General features: G+C 73.8%; 15 protein-coding genes and 1 tRNA gene. 4 read left to right on the top strand and 12 right to left on the bottom strand.

Features of this window, described 5'->3' with window-relative positions; all coding sequences use genetic code 11:
• Nucleotides 1-81 precede the first annotated feature (81 nt).
• Both disA and radA read right to left on the bottom strand, forming a co-directional pair.
• Nucleotides 82-1,188: a DNA integrity scanning diadenylate cyclase DisA gene (disA, locus tag OG455_RS22550; RefSeq protein WP_266296460.1), complete on the bottom strand. Its 1,107-nt coding sequence runs from the start codon at nucleotides 1,186-1,188 to the stop codon at nucleotides 82-84.
• Nucleotides 1,189-1,309: 121 nt separating this feature from the next.
• Nucleotides 1,310-2,815 (bottom strand): DNA repair protein RadA, encoded by a 1,506-nt coding sequence (radA, locus tag OG455_RS22545; protein ID WP_266296458.1) that lies wholly within the window; start codon nucleotides 2,813-2,815, stop codon nucleotides 1,310-1,312.
• 125 nt (nucleotides 2,816-2,940) lie between these two features.
• On the opposite strand from radA, the gene OG455_RS22540 reads away from it, so the two are divergent.
• Both OG455_RS22540 and OG455_RS22535 read left to right on the top strand, forming a co-directional pair.
• Nucleotides 2,941-4,899 carry a sigma-70 family RNA polymerase sigma factor gene (locus OG455_RS22540; protein WP_266296456.1) on the top strand — a complete coding sequence of 653 codons (1,959 nt, stop codon included), beginning with the start codon at nucleotides 2,941-2,943 and terminating at the stop codon, nucleotides 4,897-4,899.
• 236 nt (nucleotides 4,900-5,135) lie between these two features.
• Nucleotides 5,136-6,155: an NAD-dependent epimerase/dehydratase family protein gene (locus OG455_RS22535; RefSeq protein ID WP_266296454.1), complete on the top strand. Its 1,020-nt coding sequence runs from the start codon at nucleotides 5,136-5,138 to the stop codon at nucleotides 6,153-6,155.
• A 107-nt stretch (nucleotides 6,156-6,262) separates the two neighbouring features.
• Here the strand turns inward: OG455_RS22535 and OG455_RS22530 are convergent, their stop codons facing one another.
• From OG455_RS22530 to OG455_RS22510, 5 genes are all read right to left on the bottom strand, one after another.
• Nucleotides 6,263-7,021, bottom strand: a complete 759-nt coding sequence (locus tag OG455_RS22530; protein ID WP_266296452.1) for a DUF4239 domain-containing protein — start codon at nucleotides 7,019-7,021, stop codon at nucleotides 6,263-6,265.
• 213 nt (nucleotides 7,022-7,234) lie between these two features.
• The gene (locus OG455_RS22525; protein ID WP_266296450.1) at nucleotides 7,235-8,446 is read right to left on the bottom strand and encodes a family 2 encapsulin nanocompartment cargo protein polyprenyl transferase; all 1,212 of its coding nucleotides are present in this window, start codon (nucleotides 8,444-8,446) and stop codon (nucleotides 7,235-7,237) included.
• Between the two features lie 110 nt (nucleotides 8,447-8,556).
• Entirely contained in the window at nucleotides 8,557-9,984 is a 1,428-nt protein-coding gene (locus OG455_RS22520; RefSeq protein WP_266296448.1) for a family 2B encapsulin nanocompartment shell protein, read from the bottom strand.
• 213 nt (nucleotides 9,985-10,197) lie between these two features.
• Nucleotides 10,198-10,794: a methylated-DNA--[protein]-cysteine S-methyltransferase gene (locus tag OG455_RS22515; protein WP_266296446.1), complete on the bottom strand. Its 597-nt coding sequence runs from the start codon at nucleotides 10,792-10,794 to the stop codon at nucleotides 10,198-10,200.
• Nucleotides 10,791-11,699, bottom strand: coding sequence for a helix-turn-helix transcriptional regulator (locus tag OG455_RS22510; RefSeq protein ID WP_266296444.1), 909 nt, complete (start codon nucleotides 11,697-11,699; stop codon nucleotides 10,791-10,793). The genes OG455_RS22515 and OG455_RS22510 overlap by 4 nt, the downstream gene beginning before the upstream one ends.
• A gap of 157 nt (nucleotides 11,700-11,856) precedes the next feature.
• Here OG455_RS22510 and OG455_RS22505 point away from each other — a divergent pair, with 157 nt between their 5' ends.
• Nucleotides 11,857-12,627, top strand: a complete 771-nt coding sequence (locus OG455_RS22505; RefSeq protein ID WP_266296442.1) for an SDR family oxidoreductase — start codon at nucleotides 11,857-11,859, stop codon at nucleotides 12,625-12,627.
• Between the two features lie 17 nt (nucleotides 12,628-12,644).
• Here OG455_RS22505 and OG455_RS22500 read toward each other — a convergent pair whose 3' ends face one another.
• Together OG455_RS22500 and OG455_RS22495 are read right to left on the bottom strand one after the other, a co-directional pair.
• On the bottom strand, nucleotides 12,645-14,453 hold the full coding sequence (locus OG455_RS22500; RefSeq protein ID WP_266296440.1) for a beta-galactosidase family protein: 1,809 nt from the start codon (nucleotides 14,451-14,453) through the stop codon (nucleotides 12,645-12,647).
• A gap of 167 nt (nucleotides 14,454-14,620) precedes the next feature.
• Nucleotides 14,621-15,859, bottom strand: coding sequence for a M23 family metallopeptidase (locus tag OG455_RS22495; protein ID WP_266296438.1), 1,239 nt, complete (start codon nucleotides 15,857-15,859; stop codon nucleotides 14,621-14,623).
• Between the two features lie 213 nt (nucleotides 15,860-16,072).
• Here OG455_RS22495 and OG455_RS22490 point away from each other — a divergent pair, with 213 nt between their 5' ends.
• Nucleotides 16,073-16,942 carry a polysaccharide deacetylase family protein gene (locus tag OG455_RS22490; RefSeq protein ID WP_266296436.1) on the top strand — a complete coding sequence of 290 codons (870 nt, stop codon included), beginning with the start codon at nucleotides 16,073-16,075 and terminating at the stop codon, nucleotides 16,940-16,942.
• Nucleotides 16,943-17,269: 327 nt separating this feature from the next.
• On the opposite strand, the gene OG455_RS22485 is transcribed toward OG455_RS22490, so the two are convergent.
• The 3 genes from OG455_RS22485 to OG455_RS22475 form a co-directional block, all read right to left on the bottom strand.
• Nucleotides 17,270-17,665, bottom strand: a complete 396-nt coding sequence (locus OG455_RS22485) for a hypothetical protein (protein ID WP_266296434.1) — start codon at nucleotides 17,663-17,665, stop codon at nucleotides 17,270-17,272.
• The gene (locus tag OG455_RS22480; protein WP_266296432.1) at nucleotides 17,665-17,940 is read right to left on the bottom strand and encodes a hypothetical protein; all 276 of its coding nucleotides are present in this window, start codon (nucleotides 17,938-17,940) and stop codon (nucleotides 17,665-17,667) included. Before OG455_RS22480 ends, OG455_RS22485 begins: the two co-directional genes overlap by 1 nt.
• A gap of 159 nt (nucleotides 17,941-18,099) precedes the next feature.
• Nucleotides 18,100-18,173: transfer RNA gene (locus tag OG455_RS22475), tRNA-Thr, on the bottom strand.
• Between the last annotated feature and the right edge of the window lie 32 nt (nucleotides 18,174-18,205).

Below are 18,205 nucleotides of genomic sequence, written 5' to 3'. Positions count from 1 at the left end.
CACCACGACTGGGCCCGTCCGGAGAACGCCTGAGCCCACGTCGCACGACGTGGGCTCAGGCGCGTACGGCGAGGGAGCCGGTCAGACGTACCGCTCCAGGATCGAGGACTCCGCCAGCCGGGAGAGCCCCTCGCGGACCGAGCGGGCCCGGGTCTCGCCGACGCCCTCGACCGCCTGCAGGTCGTCGATGCTGGCCGCGAGCAGCTTCTGCAGCCCGCCGAAGTGCTCGACCAGCCGCTCGATCACGGTGTTCGGCAGCCGCGGGATCTTCGCCAGCAACCGGTAGCCGCGCGGCGAGACCGCGGAGTCCAGCGACTCGGGCGTGCCGGGGTAGCCGATCGCCTTGGCCACCGTCTGCAGGTCCAGCAGTTCGGCGTGGGTGAGCGCCTCCAGGTCGGCCAGCACCTCGGCGACGGTGCGACCGCGCTTGGCGGCCCGCTCCGGGAAGTAGTCCCGGGTGACCAGCTCGCGCTCCGGCTCGACCCCGGCGATCAGCTCGTCCAACTGGAGCGAGAGCAGCCGCCCGTCGGTGCCGAGCTCCAACACGTAGCCGGCGATCTCGGCGGCGATCAGCCGGACCATCTCCAGCCGCTGGGCCACCGCCGTGACGTCCCGGACCGTCACCAGGTCCTCGATCTCCAGGGCGGAGAGGGTGCCGGCCACCTCGTCGAGCCGCAGCTTGTAGCGCTCCAGGGTGGCCAGTGCCTGGTTGGCCCGGGAGAGCACGGTGGGCGAGTCCTCCAGCACCCGGCGGGTGCCGTTGACGTACATCGCGATCAGCCGCATCGAGTGCGAGACGGCCACCACCGGGAAGCCGGTCTGCTTGTTGACCCGCTCCGCGGTGCGGTGCCGGGTGCCGGTCTCGTCGGTGGGGATCGAGGCGTCCGGCATCAGGTGCACCCCGGCCCGGACGATCTTGGTGATGTCCTTGTCGAGCACCACCGCGCCGTCCAACTTGCACAGCTCGCGCAGCCGGGTCGCGGTGAACTCGACGTCCAGCACGAAGCCGCCGGTGCTGACCGACTCCACCGTCTTGTCGAAGCCGAGCACGATCAGACCGCCGGTGTTCGCCCGCAGCACCCGCTCCAGGCCGTCGCGCAGCGGCGTGCCGGGGGCGATCGCCTGCAGCGAGGAACGCAGCAGGGCCTCCTCGCGGGGGGACTTCTCCACCCGGTCGCTCGCTGCCACGTGACTCCTTAGGCCGGCCGGTTCCGCGCCACCCGGTGGCCCCGGTCCCTCGTTCGCTACTGCCCGATCTGGTGCTGGACAGGGCAAAGTCTACGATGCGGGCGCGCTGACGGTGCCTCGGTCAGCCCAGTTCGTCCGAATCGACCGGTTCCCAGCCCGCCATCAGCTCCTCCGGCCAGGCGGCGGGTGCGGGGACCACCGGGGCTCCGTTCGGCTGCGAACGTTGCTCCGTACGGGGTTTGGCGGCCGCGCGGCGGCGCCCGGGGATCGCGCGCAGCGCCTCGCCGATGTCGGCCACCTCGACCACCTTCATCCCCGGCGGCACCTTGCCGGGGTCCGGCGGGACCAAGGCGTGGGTGAACCCGAGCCGGTGCGCCTCGGCGAGCCTGCGCTGCACGCCCGTCACCCGGCGCACCTCGCCGGCCAGGCCCACCTCGCCGATCGCCACCAGGTTGCTGGGCAGCGGGGTGTCGGTGGAGGAGCTGGCCACCGCGAGCGCCACGGCCAGGTCGGCGGCGGGCTCGGTGAGCTTCACCCCGCCGACGGTGGCGGTGTAGATGTCCTGCTTGCCGAGCTTGACCCCGCCGTGCCGCTCGACCACGGCCAGGATCATCGCGATCCGGGGCGACTCCAGGCCCGAGGTGGTGCGGCGCGGGGAGGGGATCTGGGAGTCCACCATCAGTGCCTGCACCTCGGCGACCAGCGGGCGCTTGCCCTCCAGCGTCACGGTCAGGCAGGTGCCGGGGACCGGCTTGTCACGGCGGGTCAGGAAGAGCCCCGAGGGATCGGCCAGGCCCACGATGCCTTCGTCGTGCAGCTCGAAGCAGCCGACCTCGTCGGTGGCACCGTAGCGGTTCTTGATGCCGCGGATGATCCGCAACCGGGCGTGCCGGTCGCCCTCGAAGGAGAGCACCACGTCGACCAGGTGCTCCAGCAGGCGGGGGCCGGCGATCTGGCCGTCCTTGGTGACGTGGCCTACCAGCAGGGTGGCCATGCCGCGCTCCTTGGAGGCCCGGATCAGCGCGCCCGCCACCTCGCGCACCTGGGCCGGGCCGCCGGGGGCACCGTCCAGCTCGGCGGAGGCGATGGTCTGCACCGAGTCCAGGATCAGCAGGCCGGGGCTGACCTGGTCGATGTGGCCGAGCACCGCACCGAGGTCCTGCTCGGCGGCCAGGTATAGGTGGTCGGAGAGGGCGTTGATCCGGTCGGCGCGCAGCCGCACCTGGCCGGCCGACTCCTCGCCGGTGACGTACAGGGTGCGGTGCTGGGAGGTGGCGGCCTTGGCGGCGACGTCCAGCAGCAGGGTGGACTTGCCGACGCCGGGCTCGCCGGCCAGCAGCACCACGGCGCCGGGCACCAGGCCGCCGCCCAGCACCCGGTCCAGCTCCGGGACCCCGGTGGAGCGGGCGGTGGCCACCTGGCCGTCGACCTGGCCGATCGGTCGGGCCGGCGCGCTGACCGGCCCGGCGGCGGTGGTGCGGATCGGGACGGCGCCGTACTCCTCCACCGTGCCCCAGGCGTTGCACTCGGGGCACCGGCCGACCCATTTGGGCAGCTGGTTGCCGCACTCCGTGCAGCGGTAGGCCGGACGGGGCTTGGCGGTGGTCTTCGCGGTGCGGGCTGCCATGGGGGCCACCGTAGCGGGTGGGTCCGACAGCGCGCTGTCAGCCGCCGGACGGTGTTGTTACCCGAAAGAAGGACAAACGGCCCGACTTTCCGGGCCGACCAGGGCCCGATCCCTACCGTCGGAGGATGACCCACCGTCTGGACCCCGCCGCGGCCTTCGACCAGCTGCAGGACGGCCTCTACACCTACTGCCTCTCGGTGCTCTGCGACCGGCGGGCCGCCCTCGCGGCGCTCGACGAGGCACGGCGGCTGGCCGACGCCAACGCGGAGCGGCTGACCGACCCCGGACTGCGCCGGGCCTGGCTCTACTCACTGGCCCGGTACGCCTGCGTGCGGCGCCTGGGCACCGCGCAGGACCCGGCCGTGGACGGCGGCGGCGCCGCGCTGCTGGGCGAGCTGGCCTGGCCGGAGGCGGCCGGGACCACCGCGGAGCAGCGGGAGGCGCTGGAGCTGTCGGTGCGCCACCGGCTCACCCCGCTGGAGCTGGCCGCGGTGCTCGGGATCGGCACCGAGGCGGCCCAGCGGCTGCTGGCCGAGGGCGCGGCCGAGGTCGAGCGGACCAGGCGGGTGCTGCTGGTGCTGGGGGTCGGCAGCTGCCCCGAACTGGCCCGGCTCGGTGGCGCGGGCGCGGACCACTGGCGCTCCTGGCTGCTGGGCCCGGCGCTGCGGCGCGAGCTGGTCGGGCACGTGGCCGGCTGCCCGACCTGCCGGGGCACCGCGGAGCGGGTCGAGGCCACCCTGGGCACGAGCAGCGGCGGCACCGCCGGGCTGCCGCTGCTGAGCGCCCGCGCAGCCGGGCCGGTCTCCGACCCGCCAGCCGACCCGGCCGCCGACCCGGGCCTCGACCCCGGCGCCGGCCCGGTTCTCACCCCGGTTCTCACCTCGGGCGTCGACCCGGACGTCGACCCGGACGGCTCCGCGATCGCGGAGCGCCCCGCCAGACCCGCCCGCTTCGACCAGCGCGGCTTCCCCCGGCACCGTGCTCCCGGCCTGCTGGAGCGCCACCGGCCCGGCGGCGACCTGCACGAGCGGGCCGTCCTGATCCGCCAGCGGGCGCTGACCACCGGAGTGCTGGCCGCCGTGCTCTCCGCGCCGGTGGCCGCGCTCTGGCTGGCCCACCGGGACGCCACGGCGACGACCGACACAGCGGCGGCGGTCTCCTCGGTGCGCGTCGCGGACGGCACCCCCGACCCGGATCCGGCGCTCCAGGCCCCGGGAGCGGTACCGGCCGTGCCGCTCCCGGCGCAGGCGCAGGCTCACGGCCAGGGCGGGGAACAGCCGCCGGACAGCGCGCTGGCCGCCGCGGTGGTGCGCCCGCCCGCCGCCGCGGGGGCGGCGCCAGGGATGGGACTGCCGGCCGCCGCCGGTGCAGAAACGTTGCTTCCCGCGGTGCAGGGCGCCGCCGTGCCGGTCCCCGCCGCGGGCGCCCTGGCACTCAGCGACCCGGGCCTGCGCGGCGTGCCCGTGCCCGCGGCGCCCGCCGCCCCGGTCGCGCAGCTCACGGTCGAGGCGGGCGCCTACGGCAACCGGACGGTGCTCACCCTGACCGACACCGGCCAGGCACCGCTCGACTGGCGGGCCGTGCCCGACTGCGACTGGCTACGGCTCAGTCGCGACGCGGGCACCCTCTCCCCCGGCCAGCGGATCACGGTGACCGTCACCGTGGACGAGCAGCGCGCGCCGAGCGGTCACTGGACGGCGGCGATCTCGCTGCCGCCGTCCGAGGCCGTGGTCACATTGGCCGGCGACAACGGCACCGCCCCCGCGCCCACCCCGTCGGCCGCGCCCTCGACCCCGGTCCCGAGCGCCAGCGCGAACCCCAGCGGTGCGGCCAGCCCCAGCCCCTCGGTGACCGCGAGCGCCGGCAGCAGCGCGAGCACCGCGCCGAGCAGCAGCGACAGCCCGACGGCGAACCCGACGTCCGGCGCGTCGGCCACCCCGAGCCCGTCCAGCCGCCCTAGCAGCTCGCCGAGCGCCACTCCCACACCATCGGCCACCCCGTCCGGGGACGCGCCCGGTCCGATTCCGAGCCCTGCTCCGACTTCTGCCACTTCCAGCCCCTCGTCCTCGTCGCCCGCACGCTGAACCCTCGGGCCCTCCCCGATGATTCCTACCTAGGACTCGCCAGCGGCCGTCCCTGTTGCACGCGCCGGATGAGAAAGAAATGGGGATGTGGCCGAAGCGTGACCGTCAGCGCCGACGGCGGATCGGCGAGCGGCTCTGACCGACCGTCATGACCCCGCGTCGGATACGCCCTGAGCGGATCCGCCGACCGCGAACGACCGTTCACCGGCCGGACCGCGCCGGGCAGGATCGGCGACATGCGAATCCTCGTACTCGGCGGGTCGGTCTTCCTCGGCCGCGCCTTCGTCCGGACCGCCCTGGCCAGGGGCCACCAGGTGACCACCTTCAACCGCGGCCGCTCCGGCCCCGACCAGCCGGGCGCCGAGGCGGTGCGCGGCGACCGCGACAGCGACCAGGACCTGGCCGCGCTGGTCGCCCGGGCCCCCGACCGCGGCTGGGACCTGGTGATCGACACCAGCGGCCAGCAGCCGCACACCGTGGCACGCTCGTCCCGCGCGCTGCGCCCGCACGCCGGGCGCTACCTCTTCGTCTCCTCCGTGCACGCCTTCGCCGGCTGGCCCGCCGAACCGGTCGACGAGCACTCGCCGCTGCACGAGTGCCCCGCCGACTCCCCACCCGGGTTGCCGTTCAGCACCGCGCTCAAGGCGGGGTGCGAGCGGGCGGTGACCGAGGAGTTCGGCGACCGCTCGATCATCCTCAACTGCGGCCTGCTGGTCGGCCCGCACGAGAACATCGGACGGCTGCCCTGGTGGCTGGAGCGGATCGCGCGGGGCGGCCGGGTGCTCGCCCCGGGCCGGCCCGACCTGCCGATCCAGCTGATCGACGCCCGGGACTTCGCCGTCTTCGGCCTGGACCTGGCCGAGCGCGGCGCGAGCGGCAGCTACGTCACCACCGCGCTGCCGGGCTCCAGCAGCTACGGCGAGCTGCTGGCCCAGTGCGTGGCCGCCACCGGCTCGGACGCCGAGCTGAGCTGGGTGGACGACGAGCGGCTGCGCGCGGCCGGGATCGAGACCTGGACCGAGCTGCCGCTCTGGGCGGCGGAGTTCGAGGACGGCAAGCCGATCGGCATCTGGCAGGCGGACAGCCGCAAGGCGCGGGCGGCCGGCCTGCGCTGCCGTCCGGTCGCCGAAACGGTGCGCGACACCTGGGCCTGGATCCAGGAGCGCGGGCCGCGCGAGCAGCCCTACACCCAGGGCGGCGAGCCGCTGGGCATCGACCCGGAGAAGGAGCGCCGCATCCTGGCCGGCGAGCTGTGAGGACGGGCGGTGCGGGAGGCCTGCCGATCCGACCTCCCGCACCGCCCGTTCCCGTACCTGCCCGTACCTGCGCCGTACCTGTCTGGCCCTGCCCGGCTCCTGTCGGCTCAGCGCGGCGGGGGGAGGCGCTGCAGGAAGACTTCGAACGCGGTCGGTTTGACGGCCGTGACCCCGGTGAACGGGAAGTTCATCTCCTTGATCACCAGCAGCGAGATCACCACAAGACCGGCCAGCGAGAGCACCATCAGCGAGTGCGCCAAGGTGTTCGGCAGCCCGAAGAGGAAGGTGAAGCCGACGGTGAGCACCGCGCCGACGATCAACGCCACCCAGAGCAGCGGCGGCACGTCGTCGTCCACCTCGTTCAGCCGGGCCCGGCGCTGCGAGGCGAGGTCCTCCAGGTGGGTCACCGCGTGCTCGTAGAGCACCTGCTGCTGCGGGCCGTTGGGGTTGATCGAGAAGACACTGTCCCGCATCTGGTACACCAGGTCGGTGGCCTGCGGGCTGCTCTGGTGCTGGGCCATCAACGGCCACTCGGTGTCCATCACGGTGCGCGCGTAGGTCAGGGTCTCCTGCTCCAGCTGCGGCCCGAGCGGGGCGGGCAGTTCGCGGGAGATCCAGTAGATCCCGGCGACCGCGTCGGCCTCCTGGAAGGTGGTCTTGCGGGCCGTGTCGCTGTTCGTCCACACGCTGACCACCACGAAGGCGAGCAGCACGGCGTAGATCACGCCGACGGCCGCGAAGATGAAGCCCGCGACGTCGTTGTGCGCCTCCCGGACGTGGTGCGGGATCCAGCGCTGGAGCATCTTGAGGAGGACGGCCAGGACGGCCAGGACGATGACGAGGGTGCCAATGTCCAGCAGGCTCATGAATGGTGGTCCTTGGGAGCGTTGGGTCCTGGGAGCGTTTGGGCCTGGGAGCGTTTGGGCCTGGGAGCGTTTGGGCCTGGGTGTTTTCGGGCGGGCGTGTTCTCGGGCCCGGATGTGCTCAGGCCCGGAGGTGCTCAGGCCCGGCTGTGCTCAGGCTCTCAGGCCTGGGTGGTGTTTCGGGCCCGGGAGCGCCGGCCCGGTGCGGGTGCCGGCTCAGCGGTTGCGGCGGGTGACCAACTCGGCCAGCGCCAGCAGGTCTTCGGCCGCCTCCGGGTCGGGGACCGCGAGGGCGAGGTGCTCGATCGCGGTGGCCATCCGCTCGCAGGAGGCCCCCTGGGCCCAGGCGCGGCCGCCGGCCCGCTCGACGGCCTCCGTGGCGCGGCGCACCTCGTCGGCGGTGAGCGGGCGGTCCAGCGCGTAGATCTCGGCGAGTTCGGCGCCGGCGGGCGTGCCCGAGCCGAGCGCCGCCACCACGGGCAGCGACTTCTTGCGGACCAGCAGGTCGGCGCCGACCGGCTTGCCGGTCACCGCGGGGTCACCCCAGATGCCGATCAGGTCGTCGATCAGCTGGAAGGCCAGGCCGATCTCCCGGCCGAAGGCGTCCATCTCCTCGGCGACCCGCGCGCTCGCACCGCCGTACAGCGCGCCGATCGCGCAGGCGGCGCCGAGCAGGGCGCCGGTCTTGGCCTCGGCCATGGCGAGGCACTCGTCCAGCGAGACGGTGCTGCGCCGCTCGAAGGCGCAGTCGGCCTGCTGACCGTCGCAGAGCTCCACCACGCAGTGGGCGAGCCGGCGCAGCGCGTCGCCGGCCGCGGGGTGCGGGTCCTCGGCGAGGGTGCGCAGGGCCAGCGAGTGCATCGCGTCGCCGGCCAGGATCGCCTCGGTGGCCCCGAAGACCAGCCACGCGGTGGGTCGGTGACGGCGCGTCTCGTCGCGGTCGATCACATCGTCGTGCAGCAGGGTGAAGTTGTGCACCAGTTCGACGGCGGCGGCGGCCCGGACCGCCGCCGCGGCGACCGCCGCGGGCTCGGCGTCCGGACCGGCGCAGGCCTGCGCGGCGGCCAGCACCAGCGCGGGCCTGATCGCCTTGCCGGCGTCGGCCCCCGAGGGCGAGCCGTCGGCCTCGCGCCAGCCGAAGTGGTAGGCGGCGACCCGGGACATCGACTCGGGCATGCTCTCCACGGCGGCCCGCAGCGCCGGATCGACCACCGCCCGCACCCGGGCCAGCAGTTCCGCGGCCTGCTCCTCCCCGCTGGGCGCCGAGCCGCCGGACGCCGAGCCCCCGGACGCCGAGCCCCCGAGCCGCTGCGTGCCGGGCTCCTCCGCGCCGGCCCGCTCGACGCGCGCCGCCGGGACGGCACCGCCCCGTTCCCCCCGGTCGTCGTTGTGATTGTCCCGGCCCCGGCTGAGTGTTTCGATGCCCATGATCGCTGGTCCCCCCAGAAGTCGGGCTGGAAAAACGGTGCCGCACACTCGTGTGCCGCCCGCCGGTCGCCCCGGGGAAATTCCCCGGGGCGACCAAAGAATGGAACAGCTCAGCTACGCGGACGGGAGATTTCCACGTTTTCCAGCACGCCGATCGCGTCGGGCACCAGAATGGCCGCCGAGTAGTAGGCGCTGACCAGGTAGGAGATGATCGCCTTCTCGTTGATGCCCATGAAACGGACCGAGAGGCTGGGCTGGTACTCGTCCGGGATGCCGGTCTGGTGCAGACCCACCACGCCCTGGTTGTCCTCACCGACACGCATCGCGAGAATCGAGCTGGTGTGGCCGTCCACGATCGGGATCTTGTTGCAGGAGAGGATCGGCACCCCCCGCCAGGAGGGCACCTGCTGCCCCTGCATCTCGACCGTGCCCGGGTAGAGGCCCCGGCTGCTGCACTCGCGGCCGAAGGCGGCGATCGCCCGGGGGTGGGCCAGCAGGATCCTGGTGCCCCGGCGGCGGCTGAGCAGCTCGTCCAGGTCGTCGGGGGTGGGCGGGCCGGAGTGGGTCTGGATCCGCTGGTCGTACTCCGCGTTCTGCAGCAGGCCGAACTCGCGGTTGTTGATCAGCTCGTACTCCTGGCGCTCGCGCAGCGCCTCGATGGTGAGCTTCAACTGCTGCTCGATCTGGTTCATCGGCTCGTTGTAGAGGTCCGCGACCCGGCTGTGCACCTGCAGCACGGTCTGCGCGACGCTCAGCTCGTACTCGCGCGGGGCCAGCTCGTAGTCCACGAAGGTGCTGGGCAGCTCGTGCTCGCCCTCGTGGCCGGCGGCCAGCGCGATCTCGGCCTCGCCGTGCCTGGTCTGCGGCTTGCCGGCGTCGGCGAAGTACTGCAGCAGCTGGGCGCTCAGCACCTCCGAACGGTCGGCGAGCTCGCGGAAGGCGGGCCAGGACAGCGCCAGCACCGTGCCGGCGGTGGCGGCCTGGCCGCCGTAGGGCCAGACGGAGTCGGCCGAGCTGAGCGCCTCGTCGCCGATCCGGTCGCCGTCGGCCACCACGCCGACCACCGCGTGGTCGCCGTACTTGCCGGTGGCGATCTTGTTGATCTTGCCGTGCGCGACCAGGAAGACCTCGTTGATCGGCTGGCCGGCCTCGAACAGCACCTCACCGGCCCGGAACTCGCGCTGGACGAAGCGGGTGGCCAGCTCCTCCAGCACCGCGTCGTCCTCGAAGCCGCGCAGCACCGGCAGCTCGCGCAGGCTCGGCGCCAGCACCCGCACCTCGGCGCCGGTCTTGACGAAGCTGACCCGGCCGCGCCCGACGGCGTAGCTGAGCCGGCGGTTGACCCGGTACGTGCCACCGGAGACCTGGACCCACGGCAGCACCTTGAGCAGCCAGCGCGAGCTGATGCCCTGCATCTGCGGCGTGGACTTGGTGGTGGTGGCGAGATTGCGAGCGGCGGCGGTCGCGAGGCTCTGCTGCTCACGGCTCTCGGCGGAACTACTGGGCGCTGGAATACCGACACCGGTATCAGTGGTCATGACGGGGCCCTCCCCCACGAAGATGCGGACTTCTGCATTCCAGAGTGAGGCCCCGACGATCACAACGCAATCACTCGGATGGGTGATTGGAACGTCGGATTAATAAGTATGATTAGCCAGTCTGCTCGAATTCTGTTCGGGGAATTCCGGACAGAATCGTTCCTTCCGGCCAGTGCCGATCCGGCCGCGGCCGGCCCCGTCCCGGGGACCCGCTCAGCCCGGGCCGTCCCAGTCCAGGGTGGGCGCCAGCCAGCCCTCCAGGGTCAGCAGCCAGCGCTTGACATCCAGCCCGATCCGCCCGTTGCCGAAGCCGCCGAGGCCGTCCGCGGCCACCACCCGGTGGCAGGGCACCAGCACCGGGATCGGGTTGGCGCCCATCATCTGCCCCACCGTCCTGGCCGCGAGGCCCGGGCTCTCACCGACGCCCTCGAACACCCCGCTGCGCTGGGCCAGTCGACCGTAGGTGATCGTCTCGCCGACCGGCACCGACCGGTACAGCGCCTCCAGCACCACCTGGTGCGGGCCGCTCGACAGCCGCCAGTCCACCGGCAACCCCAACTCCCTTCGGGCTCCGGCGAAGTAGGCCGCGAACCGCTCGGTCACCGCCGCCACCCGCCGCGACTCGACGCAGCGCGGCGCCTGCTCGGGCACCGCGTCCGGGGTGAAGTGCACGGCTGCCACACCGAGTTCGGTGATCCCGACGGTCAGCGGGCCGCTGGGCAGCGGACTCGGCACCGTGAGCCACTCGATCGCCCCGCCTCCGCTCATCACCGCTCCGCCTCCGCTCATCACCGCTCCGCGGCCGCTCATGACCGCTCCCCGGACCGCTGCCGGCCCTCGGACTCCGGCTGCGGCTGCGGCTGCGGCTGCGGCTGCGGCGCGGACCAGCTGGCCAGCAGCGCGAGCCGCTGCGCGGTGGGGCTGCCCGGCACCGCCGTGTAGCAGACCAGCAGTTGGTCCGGATCGCCCGGCAGCGCCAGCGCCTCGTACCCCAGCTCCAGATCGCCCGCCAGCGGGTGCCGCAGCAGCTTCTGCCCCCAGGTCTTCTCCCGCACCTGGTGGTCCGCCCAGAGCCGGCGGAACTCGGGACTGCGCAGCGACAGGTCGCCGACCAGCGAGGCGAGTTCGGGGTCCTCCGGGTGTCGTCCGGCGTCCAGCCGCAGGTGGCTGACGGTCTCCGCGGCCACTGCCTCCCACTGCGGGTAGTAGGTGCGGGCGTCGGGCTCCAGGAAGGTCTGCCGGGCCATGTTGCGCCGCCCCGGGTCCATCGCCGAGAAGCCGACCACCGCGTCGCCCAGCGCGTTCCAGGCCAGCACGTCCATCCGCCGCCCGAGCACGAAGGCCGGCACCTCCGTCATCGCGTCGAGCAGCCGGCGCAGCCCGGGGCACACCTGCTGCCCGGCGCGCGCACCGGCCGTCCGGGCGGCGGTGGGCGAGGCGGCCCGCGGCGGCCTGGCGAGCGCCCGCAGGTGCGCCCGCTCCACCTCGTCCAGCGCCAGCACCCGGGCGACGGCGTCCAGCACCGCGTCGGAGACGTTCGCCCCGCGGCCCTGTTCGAGCCGGATGTAGTAGTCGACGCTGACTCCCGCCAACTGGGCCACCTCCTCACGCCGCAGCCCTGGCACCCGCCGCTGCCCGTAGGAGCGCAGCCCCACCTCCTCCGGCTGGATCCGCGCCCGGCGCGACCGCAGGAACTCCCCCAGTGTGTTCTCCATGCGCTCCAGCCTAGGCCGCCGCGCCGACCGGCCGGGTGGTACTGGCGGACCCAGGAACAACGCTGCCCTGGGTGGGCCTGCCGAGCGGCGGAAGTATCGGTGGCGCAAGCACAACAGCCCGCCGGACAGCGGCGGGCGCATCCTGGAGGAGAACACCATGGCCACCACCGGCTACCCCGAGCTCGCCGGCCGCACCGCGGTCGTCACCGGCGCCGCCTCCGGCATGGGCGAGGCCACCGCCCGCCTGCTGGCCGCCGGCGGCGCCCGGGTCGCGCTGCTGGCCCGCCGGGCCGACCGGCTGGCCGAACTCGCCGAGAAGATCACCGCCGAGGGCGGCCAGGCCCTGGCCGTCCGGGTCGACGTCGGCGACCAGGCCGCCGTGGACGCGGCCGCCGCCCAGGTGCGCGCGGCGTTCGGCCAGGTCGACCTGCTGGTCAACGCGGCCGGGGTGATGCTGCCCAACCCGCTGGCGGCCGGCCGCCTGGACGAGTGGACGACGATGATCGACACCAACCTGACCGGCGCCCTGCGCATGGTGCACGCCTTCCGCGCCGACCTGGTGGCCGCCGCGGCCGAGGGCCGCACCGCCGACCTGGTCAACGTCTCCTCGATCGGCGCGCACGTCGCCTTCCCCAACTACGCCGTCTACGGGGCGACCAAGGCCGCGCTGACCCAGCTCTCGGCCTCGCTGCGCACCGAGTTCGGGCCGCTGGACGTACGGGTCACCAACATCGAGCCCGGGCTGACCGAGACCGAGCTGGGCGGGCACATCGACAACGCCGAACTCGCCGACCAGCTGACCGGCATGCTCCAGGTCATCCCGCCGCTGACGGCGGCGGACATCGCCGACCTGATCGGCTGGACCACCAGCCGCCGCCGCGGGGTCAACCTGCGCCAGGCGGTGATCCTGCCGACCCGTCAGGCCTGAGCGTGCTGCTCGACCCGTCAGGCCTGAGCGTGCTGCTCGGCGAGCCGGTCCAGCACCGGCTCGGCCACCAGCGCCAGCTCGTCCCCGCGCGGCCCGTGCAGCTCCAGCAGCACCAGCTCGTTGCGGCCGGGGCGCAGCAGCGGGCCCGGCAGGTAGAGGGTCTGCTGCGGTCCGATGTCCCAGTAGCGGCCGAGCAGGAAGCCGTTGATCCAGCAGAGTCCCTTGCCGTGGCCCTCGGTGAGCACGAAGGTGTCGGCCGGGCGGTCCACCTCCAGGACCGCGCGGCGCAGCACCGGACGGTCCGTCAGATCACCTGCTCCCGAGGCTCCCTGAGCACCGTGGCCCGGCCCGGCCGCCGGCGGCACCGGATGGACCAGCGGCAGCGGGAACATCTGCCACCCCAGCAGCAGCTGCCGGCCGAGCCGCACGCCCTCCGCGATCCCCTTGCGATCGGCCGGCCGCGGGCCGTAGTTGACCCGCCCGAGGTTCTCCACCAGCAGCTCCAGCCGGACGCCGGACGCCGGGACGGCGAACTCGACCCGGGCCGTCCCCGGCTGCGCCGTCCGGTCCAGCACGCCGGCCGGCCGCCCGTCCAGGAAGACCTGGGCCCGGTCGCCGAGCCCGTCCACCAGCAGCTCGGCGCTCTCGCGCGGGCCGCTGACCCAGGTGCGGTAGAGCACGAAGCCGTAGGACTGGTCGAGTTCCTCCATCGAGAGCGGCGCCGCGCTGGGGACGGGGGTGGTGAGCTGCTCGACCAGGTCGAGCAGCGGCACCGGCGGGCCGAGCTCCAGGGTCCGCGGCTCCAGCGGCGGCGGCGCGTCCCGCGGCATCGGCGGCAACTCGGTGTACCGGCCGAGGACTTCGCGGAAGGCCCAGAACTTCGCGGTCGGCCGGCCCGCCTCGTCGATCGCGGCGTCGTAGTCGTAGCTGGTGACGGTGGGCTTGAGCCGCCCGTCCTCCTCCAGGTTGGCGCCGTTCAGGTAGCCGAAGTTGGTGCCGCCGTGCGCGAGGTAGAGGTTGACCGAGGCGCCGGCGGCGAGCAGCTCCTCCAGCACCCTGGCCGCGTCCGCCGCGTCCCGGGTGTGGTGCGGCGCGCCCCAGTTGTCGAACCAGCCGTTCCAGTACTCCATGCACACCAGCGGCCCGTCCGGCAGCTGCCCGCGCAGCACCGCGAGGTTCTCCGCCACCCGGTCACCGAAGTTGACGGTCGGCAGCGCGTCCGGCAGCGTCCCGCCCTGCAGTTCCACCCCGCTCGGCCCGTCCGAGGTGAAGAGCAGGCAGTGCGCGCCGCGCCGCCGCAGCCCGTCCGCGAGGTGCCGCAGGTAGGCCGCGTCGTTGCCGTAACTGCCGTACTCGTTCTCCACCTGGAGCGCCAGCACCGGACCGCCCTGCTCGGCGAGCAGCGGCACGATCCTGGGCAGCAGCACGTCGAACCACCGGTCAACGGCGGCCAGGAACGCCGGATCCGCGCACCGCAGGCGCATCGACCGGTCCTTGAGCAGCCAGGCGGGCAGGGCGCCGAACTCCCACTCCGCGCAGATGTACGGGCCGGGCCTGAGCAGCACCTTCAACCCGTGCCGCTCCGCCGTGCGGACGAACCGCTCCAGGTCCAGCATCCCGCTGAAGTCGTAGGCCCCGGGCCGCGGTTCGTGCAGGTTCCAGGCCACGTACGTCTCCACGGTGTTCAGCCCCATCGCCCGCAGCAGGGCGAGCCGGCCGTCCCACTGCTCGGGGTGCACCCGGAAGTAGTGCAGCGCCCCGGCGAGGATCCGCAGCGGCTGCCCGTCGAGCGTGAATCCGTCCCGGTCGTAGGTGAGGCTGGACATCGGCGGCGGGCTCCTCTGGGCACGGGAACGGCGGACGTCCGCCATCCTGGCGGACGCGACGTGTGCTCCGGGTCAACGCCGCTCCAGCCCGCCGTGCCCGCCCGCCGTGCCTGCCCGGGGAGCGCGCCCAGTGGTCCCGGAGGTCCCGGAGTGCGCCCGGGCCCCGCTCAGTGGTCCAGCCGGCGCCCGCGCCGCGGTTCCCGGCCCGGGTGCGCGACCATGCGCAGCCGCACCGGCGTGGTGCCCTCGGGCGTGCGGGCCTCGGCGTGCAGGTGCAGGTGCGGCTCGGTGGTGTTGCCCGAGTTGCCGACCTCGGCGAGCGGCTGGCCGGCCGTCACCCGGTCGCCCGCCGCGACCAGCAGGCTGCCGGCGCGCAGGTGGGCGAGCACCAGGTGCACGTCCTCGGCCCACTCCGTGCGCAGCACCAGGTGGTTGCCGCACACCGGCTGCCGCTCGAGCCCCGCCCGCTCGAACGGACTGGCCTGCACCGGCTGGTCGGCGAGGCCGTCGACCACGCTGACCACCGTCGCGTCGCACGGCGCCGCCACGACCGCGCCGTACGCGCGGTAGGCGGCGAGATCGCGCGGTGCCAGGCCGCGGGCCCGGGCACCGCGCGGGCCCAGGCAGAGCAGGTCGAGGGCGTACCGCTGGTCCGGGTGGTCGGCGTGGTGGTTGACGGCCTTGCCGCCGCCCTGGCCGACCAGCACCCGGCTGCCCGGCAGCGGGTTGGCGATCAGCAGCGGTGCCCGCTCGGCCGGCGCCTCCCGGCTGCCCGACACCCCCGCGACGGCCGCGAGCACGGTCAGCGCCGGGAAGACCACGCCCGACCAGCCGAGGTGCCCGGCGGGCAGGCCCGGCAGCCGCACCAGCCCGACGACGACCAGGCCGAGGACGGCGGCCGCGGTCACCGCGCGGGTGTGCTGGCTGACCCAGCACCACGGCGTGCCCAGCCGGCAGACCACGAGCAGCGCGAGCGCGGTGAGCAGCGCGGGCAGCACCGCGCTCCAACTCCCGGCCAGCGCGCCGCCGAGCGCGATCAGCACGACGGCGGGCGCCACCAGCAGCGCCACCAGCACCGGCAGCAGCTCGCGGACGCGCTGACCGATCGAACGCGGCCGGCCGGTCGACACCGGCTCCAGCGCGAGCAGGGTGATCAGCCCCCGCTCGTCCACGCCGACCTCGGCCCGCACCACCCCGCGCCGGCCGTCCACCAGGTACGCGCCCGCCTCGCCGTCCGGCCGGATCGACTCCAGCGTGCCGAGCCCCTTGCGGGCCTCGCCGCGGATCGCCGTCAACCGCCGGGCCCCGACCGCCTCCACGAAGCCGGGCGCGAAGATCGCGTGGTCGAGACCAGGCCCCGTCAGGTAGTCCCGCAGCCGCTCCCGCTCGGCATCCGTCCGATCCATCCGCGTGATCCCCCCAGACAACGCCGACGGCTCACCCGGTCGGCGCTCCAGTCTCATCCAGGGCCGGCGGCCGATCAAGCCGGGCCGGGCACAATTCCCAGCGGGCACTCAGGAACTGTCCTGGCACGCGCAGCGTCGGTTCATACGTATCCGTCCCGTCAGACGTATCCGTCCCGCGGTCTCCAGCCCGCCCGCCTGCCCCGAGGTCCCGCCATGCCGATATCCCGGCCGCTCCGGCCGTCCGACGCACCCCGGCCCGCCGACTCCGCCCAGCCGTCCCGCCGCCGCCTGCTCGCCTGGACCACCCTGGGCGCGGCCTCGCTCGCCTCCGCCGCGCTGGCCGGCTGCTCCGGCTCGGCCCACGCCCACGGCGCCGCGCCCGAGCCGAGCCCGTCCGACGCCTTCTCCCCGGCCGCCCCCGTCGACCCGAAGGCCATCGCCGCCCTGCCCAGCCCCTCGGCGGCCTCCCCGCTCGCGGTGCGCGGCAAGCCCGTCTACAAGGTGCACGACCTGCTGCCGGACGCGCCCACCGACGCGATCGCGCTGACCATCGACGACGGCCCCGACCCGCACTACACCCCGCAGGTGCTGGCCCTGCTGCGCAAGTACGACATCCGGGCCACCTTCAACGTGGTCGGCAGCCAGGCGCACAACTACAAGGACCTGATCCGCCAACTCGCCGCCGACGGACACACCGTGGCCAACCACACGATGACCCACCCGCAGCCCTTCTCGCACCGCACCGGCGCCCAGATCGAGCAGCAGATCGCCAACGCCCAGTCCGCCATCGTGGACGCCGGCGCCCCCGCCCCCACCCTCTTCCGCTCCCCAGGCGGCGACTGGTCCCCCGCCGTCTTCGCGGCCGCCGCCAAGTACGGCATGATCCCCATCGACTGGGACGTCGACCCCCGCGACTGGTCCCGCCCCGGTGTCCCCAAGATCACCGAAAAGCTCATGGCCGCCCGCCCCGGCGACATCCTCCTCTGCCACGACGGCGGCGGCGACCGCTCCCAGACCCTGGACGCCCTCAAAACCGTCCTGCCCGCCCTCAAGGCCAAGGGCCTCACCTTCGTCACCCTCTGAGCCCCCCGGCCGGCTTCGGCCTCGCACTGCCCCTGGTTGCCCGTCGCGTACCGCCCGATCCGACACGGCCTCGGCGCTGCCGTTAGGCTTCTCCCGCCCTGCGTCGACCGGCGCAAGACCCCCATGCGCCGGTCCGTTTGTCGTGGAGGGGGCCAGCCGTGTTCGAGCCGGGCCAGGGTGGGGTCCATCAAGTCGGCGCCGAACCACCTCTCTCCGGCGTCCACGGACGCGCCACGCGCCGAGCCCCCTGTCGGGTTCGAACCGACGACCCCCGCTCTACAGAACAAGGGCTTTCCGGTCCGGCTCACGTCCCGAGCCTCTCCAGCTTCAGATCCCTCTGACAACGACCCGATCCCCGCAGAGAAGTCTCATGTCCTCCTCGTCGGACGTGAAGATCGTGACGTCGCCACGCTGACGCAGCGCCACCGCGGCCAGAGCAGCGTCGATGGCGTACGTGTGCCCACGCAGCCCGGCCGTCTCCAGCAGCTCGATCGCCTCCCCCGCGATCTCCCTCGTCACCGGTTCCACTGCGATCCCGGAGAGGGTCCATGCCCACACGGCCTTCTTGACGCGCCTGCGATACGCCTCGACGAGCGCCATCGACGTGGTCATGACCCGGATGCCGGAGCGGTCCGCATCCTTCAGTCGGGCACCCATCGCGCGGTGCCCGAGAACGGCTTGAGACAAGCCCTCGCTGTCGAGCAGGTAGACGAGCTCGGACATCAACCGGCCTTGCGATGAGGCACAGATCGAGCCTCGCACTCCGCGTGCTGCCGTTGCAGCCCGAGCCTCTCCGCCTCTGCGAGCGCCAGCTCCGCGTCGGTCACTTCGCCGTGCTCGCCCTCCCACCAGCCGACGAACTCGTGCAGGTGATCTCGCTCGCGCTGACGCTCCACAGCCTGCGCGACGTACCGGCTGAACCCGCCCGACCCCACCTCGGAGCGGATCTCCTCCGCCAGTTCCTCCGGCAGCGTCACCGTGTACTTCTTCGTTGCCATGCCAGTCATCATGCCGACCGCTCGACACAGGCACCCCGGCGCGATACCACCCCGTGCCCCGCCGCGCCGCTCACGCAAACGGCCCCGGACGATTCGTCCGAGGCCGGCGACGGAGCCCCCAGAAGGCCGAACCCGCAGCTCATCCGAGGTGGTTCACGGAGCCCCCTGTCGGGTTCGAACCGACGACCCCCGCTTTACAAGAGCGGTGCTCTGGCCAGCTGAGCTAAGGAGGCACGGCAGCCGTCCCCGGCCGAGGCCGTGGGGG

This window comes from Kitasatospora sp. NBC_01287 (assembly GCF_026340565.1).
In the GTDB taxonomy this organism is placed as follows: domain Bacteria; phylum Actinomycetota; class Actinomycetes; order Streptomycetales; family Streptomycetaceae; genus Kitasatospora.
The sequence above is the reverse complement of the archived record's forward strand: the minus strand, read 5'-3'. Positions and strand labels throughout refer to the sequence as shown.

Coding starts and splice junctions, on each gene's coding strand:
- OG455_RS22485 (WP_266296434.1), bottom strand. CDS start 17,665: ATGTCCGAGCTCGTCTACCTGCTCGACAGCGAGGGCTTGTCTCAAGCC.
- OG455_RS22515 (WP_266296446.1), bottom strand. CDS start 10,794: ATGAGCGGCCGCGGAGCGGTGATGAGCGGAGGCGGAGCGGTGATGAGC.
- OG455_RS22495 (WP_266296438.1), bottom strand. CDS start 15,859: ATGGATCGGACGGATGCCGAGCGGGAGCGGCTGCGGGACTACCTGACG.
- OG455_RS22540 (WP_266296456.1), top strand. CDS start 2,941: ATGACCCACCGTCTGGACCCCGCCGCGGCCTTCGACCAGCTGCAGGAC.
- radA (WP_266296458.1), bottom strand. CDS start 2,815: ATGGCAGCCCGCACCGCGAAGACCACCGCCAAGCCCCGTCCGGCCTAC.
- OG455_RS22500 (WP_266296440.1), bottom strand. CDS start 14,453: ATGTCCAGCCTCACCTACGACCGGGACGGATTCACGCTCGACGGGCAG.
- OG455_RS22480 (WP_266296432.1), bottom strand. CDS start 17,940: ATGGCAACGAAGAAGTACACGGTGACGCTGCCGGAGGAACTGGCGGAG.
- OG455_RS22525 (WP_266296450.1), bottom strand. CDS start 8,446: ATGGGCATCGAAACACTCAGCCGGGGCCGGGACAATCACAACGACGAC.
- OG455_RS22505 (WP_266296442.1), top strand. CDS start 11,857: ATGGCCACCACCGGCTACCCCGAGCTCGCCGGCCGCACCGCGGTCGTC.
- OG455_RS22535 (WP_266296454.1), top strand. CDS start 5,136: ATGCGAATCCTCGTACTCGGCGGGTCGGTCTTCCTCGGCCGCGCCTTC.
- OG455_RS22510 (WP_266296444.1), bottom strand. CDS start 11,699: ATGGAGAACACACTGGGGGAGTTCCTGCGGTCGCGCCGGGCGCGGATC.
- OG455_RS22520 (WP_266296448.1), bottom strand. CDS start 9,984: ATGACCACTGATACCGGTGTCGGTATTCCAGCGCCCAGTAGTTCCGCC.
- OG455_RS22490 (WP_266296436.1), top strand. CDS start 16,073: ATGCCGATATCCCGGCCGCTCCGGCCGTCCGACGCACCCCGGCCCGCC.
- OG455_RS22530 (WP_266296452.1), bottom strand. CDS start 7,021: ATGAGCCTGCTGGACATTGGCACCCTCGTCATCGTCCTGGCCGTCCTG.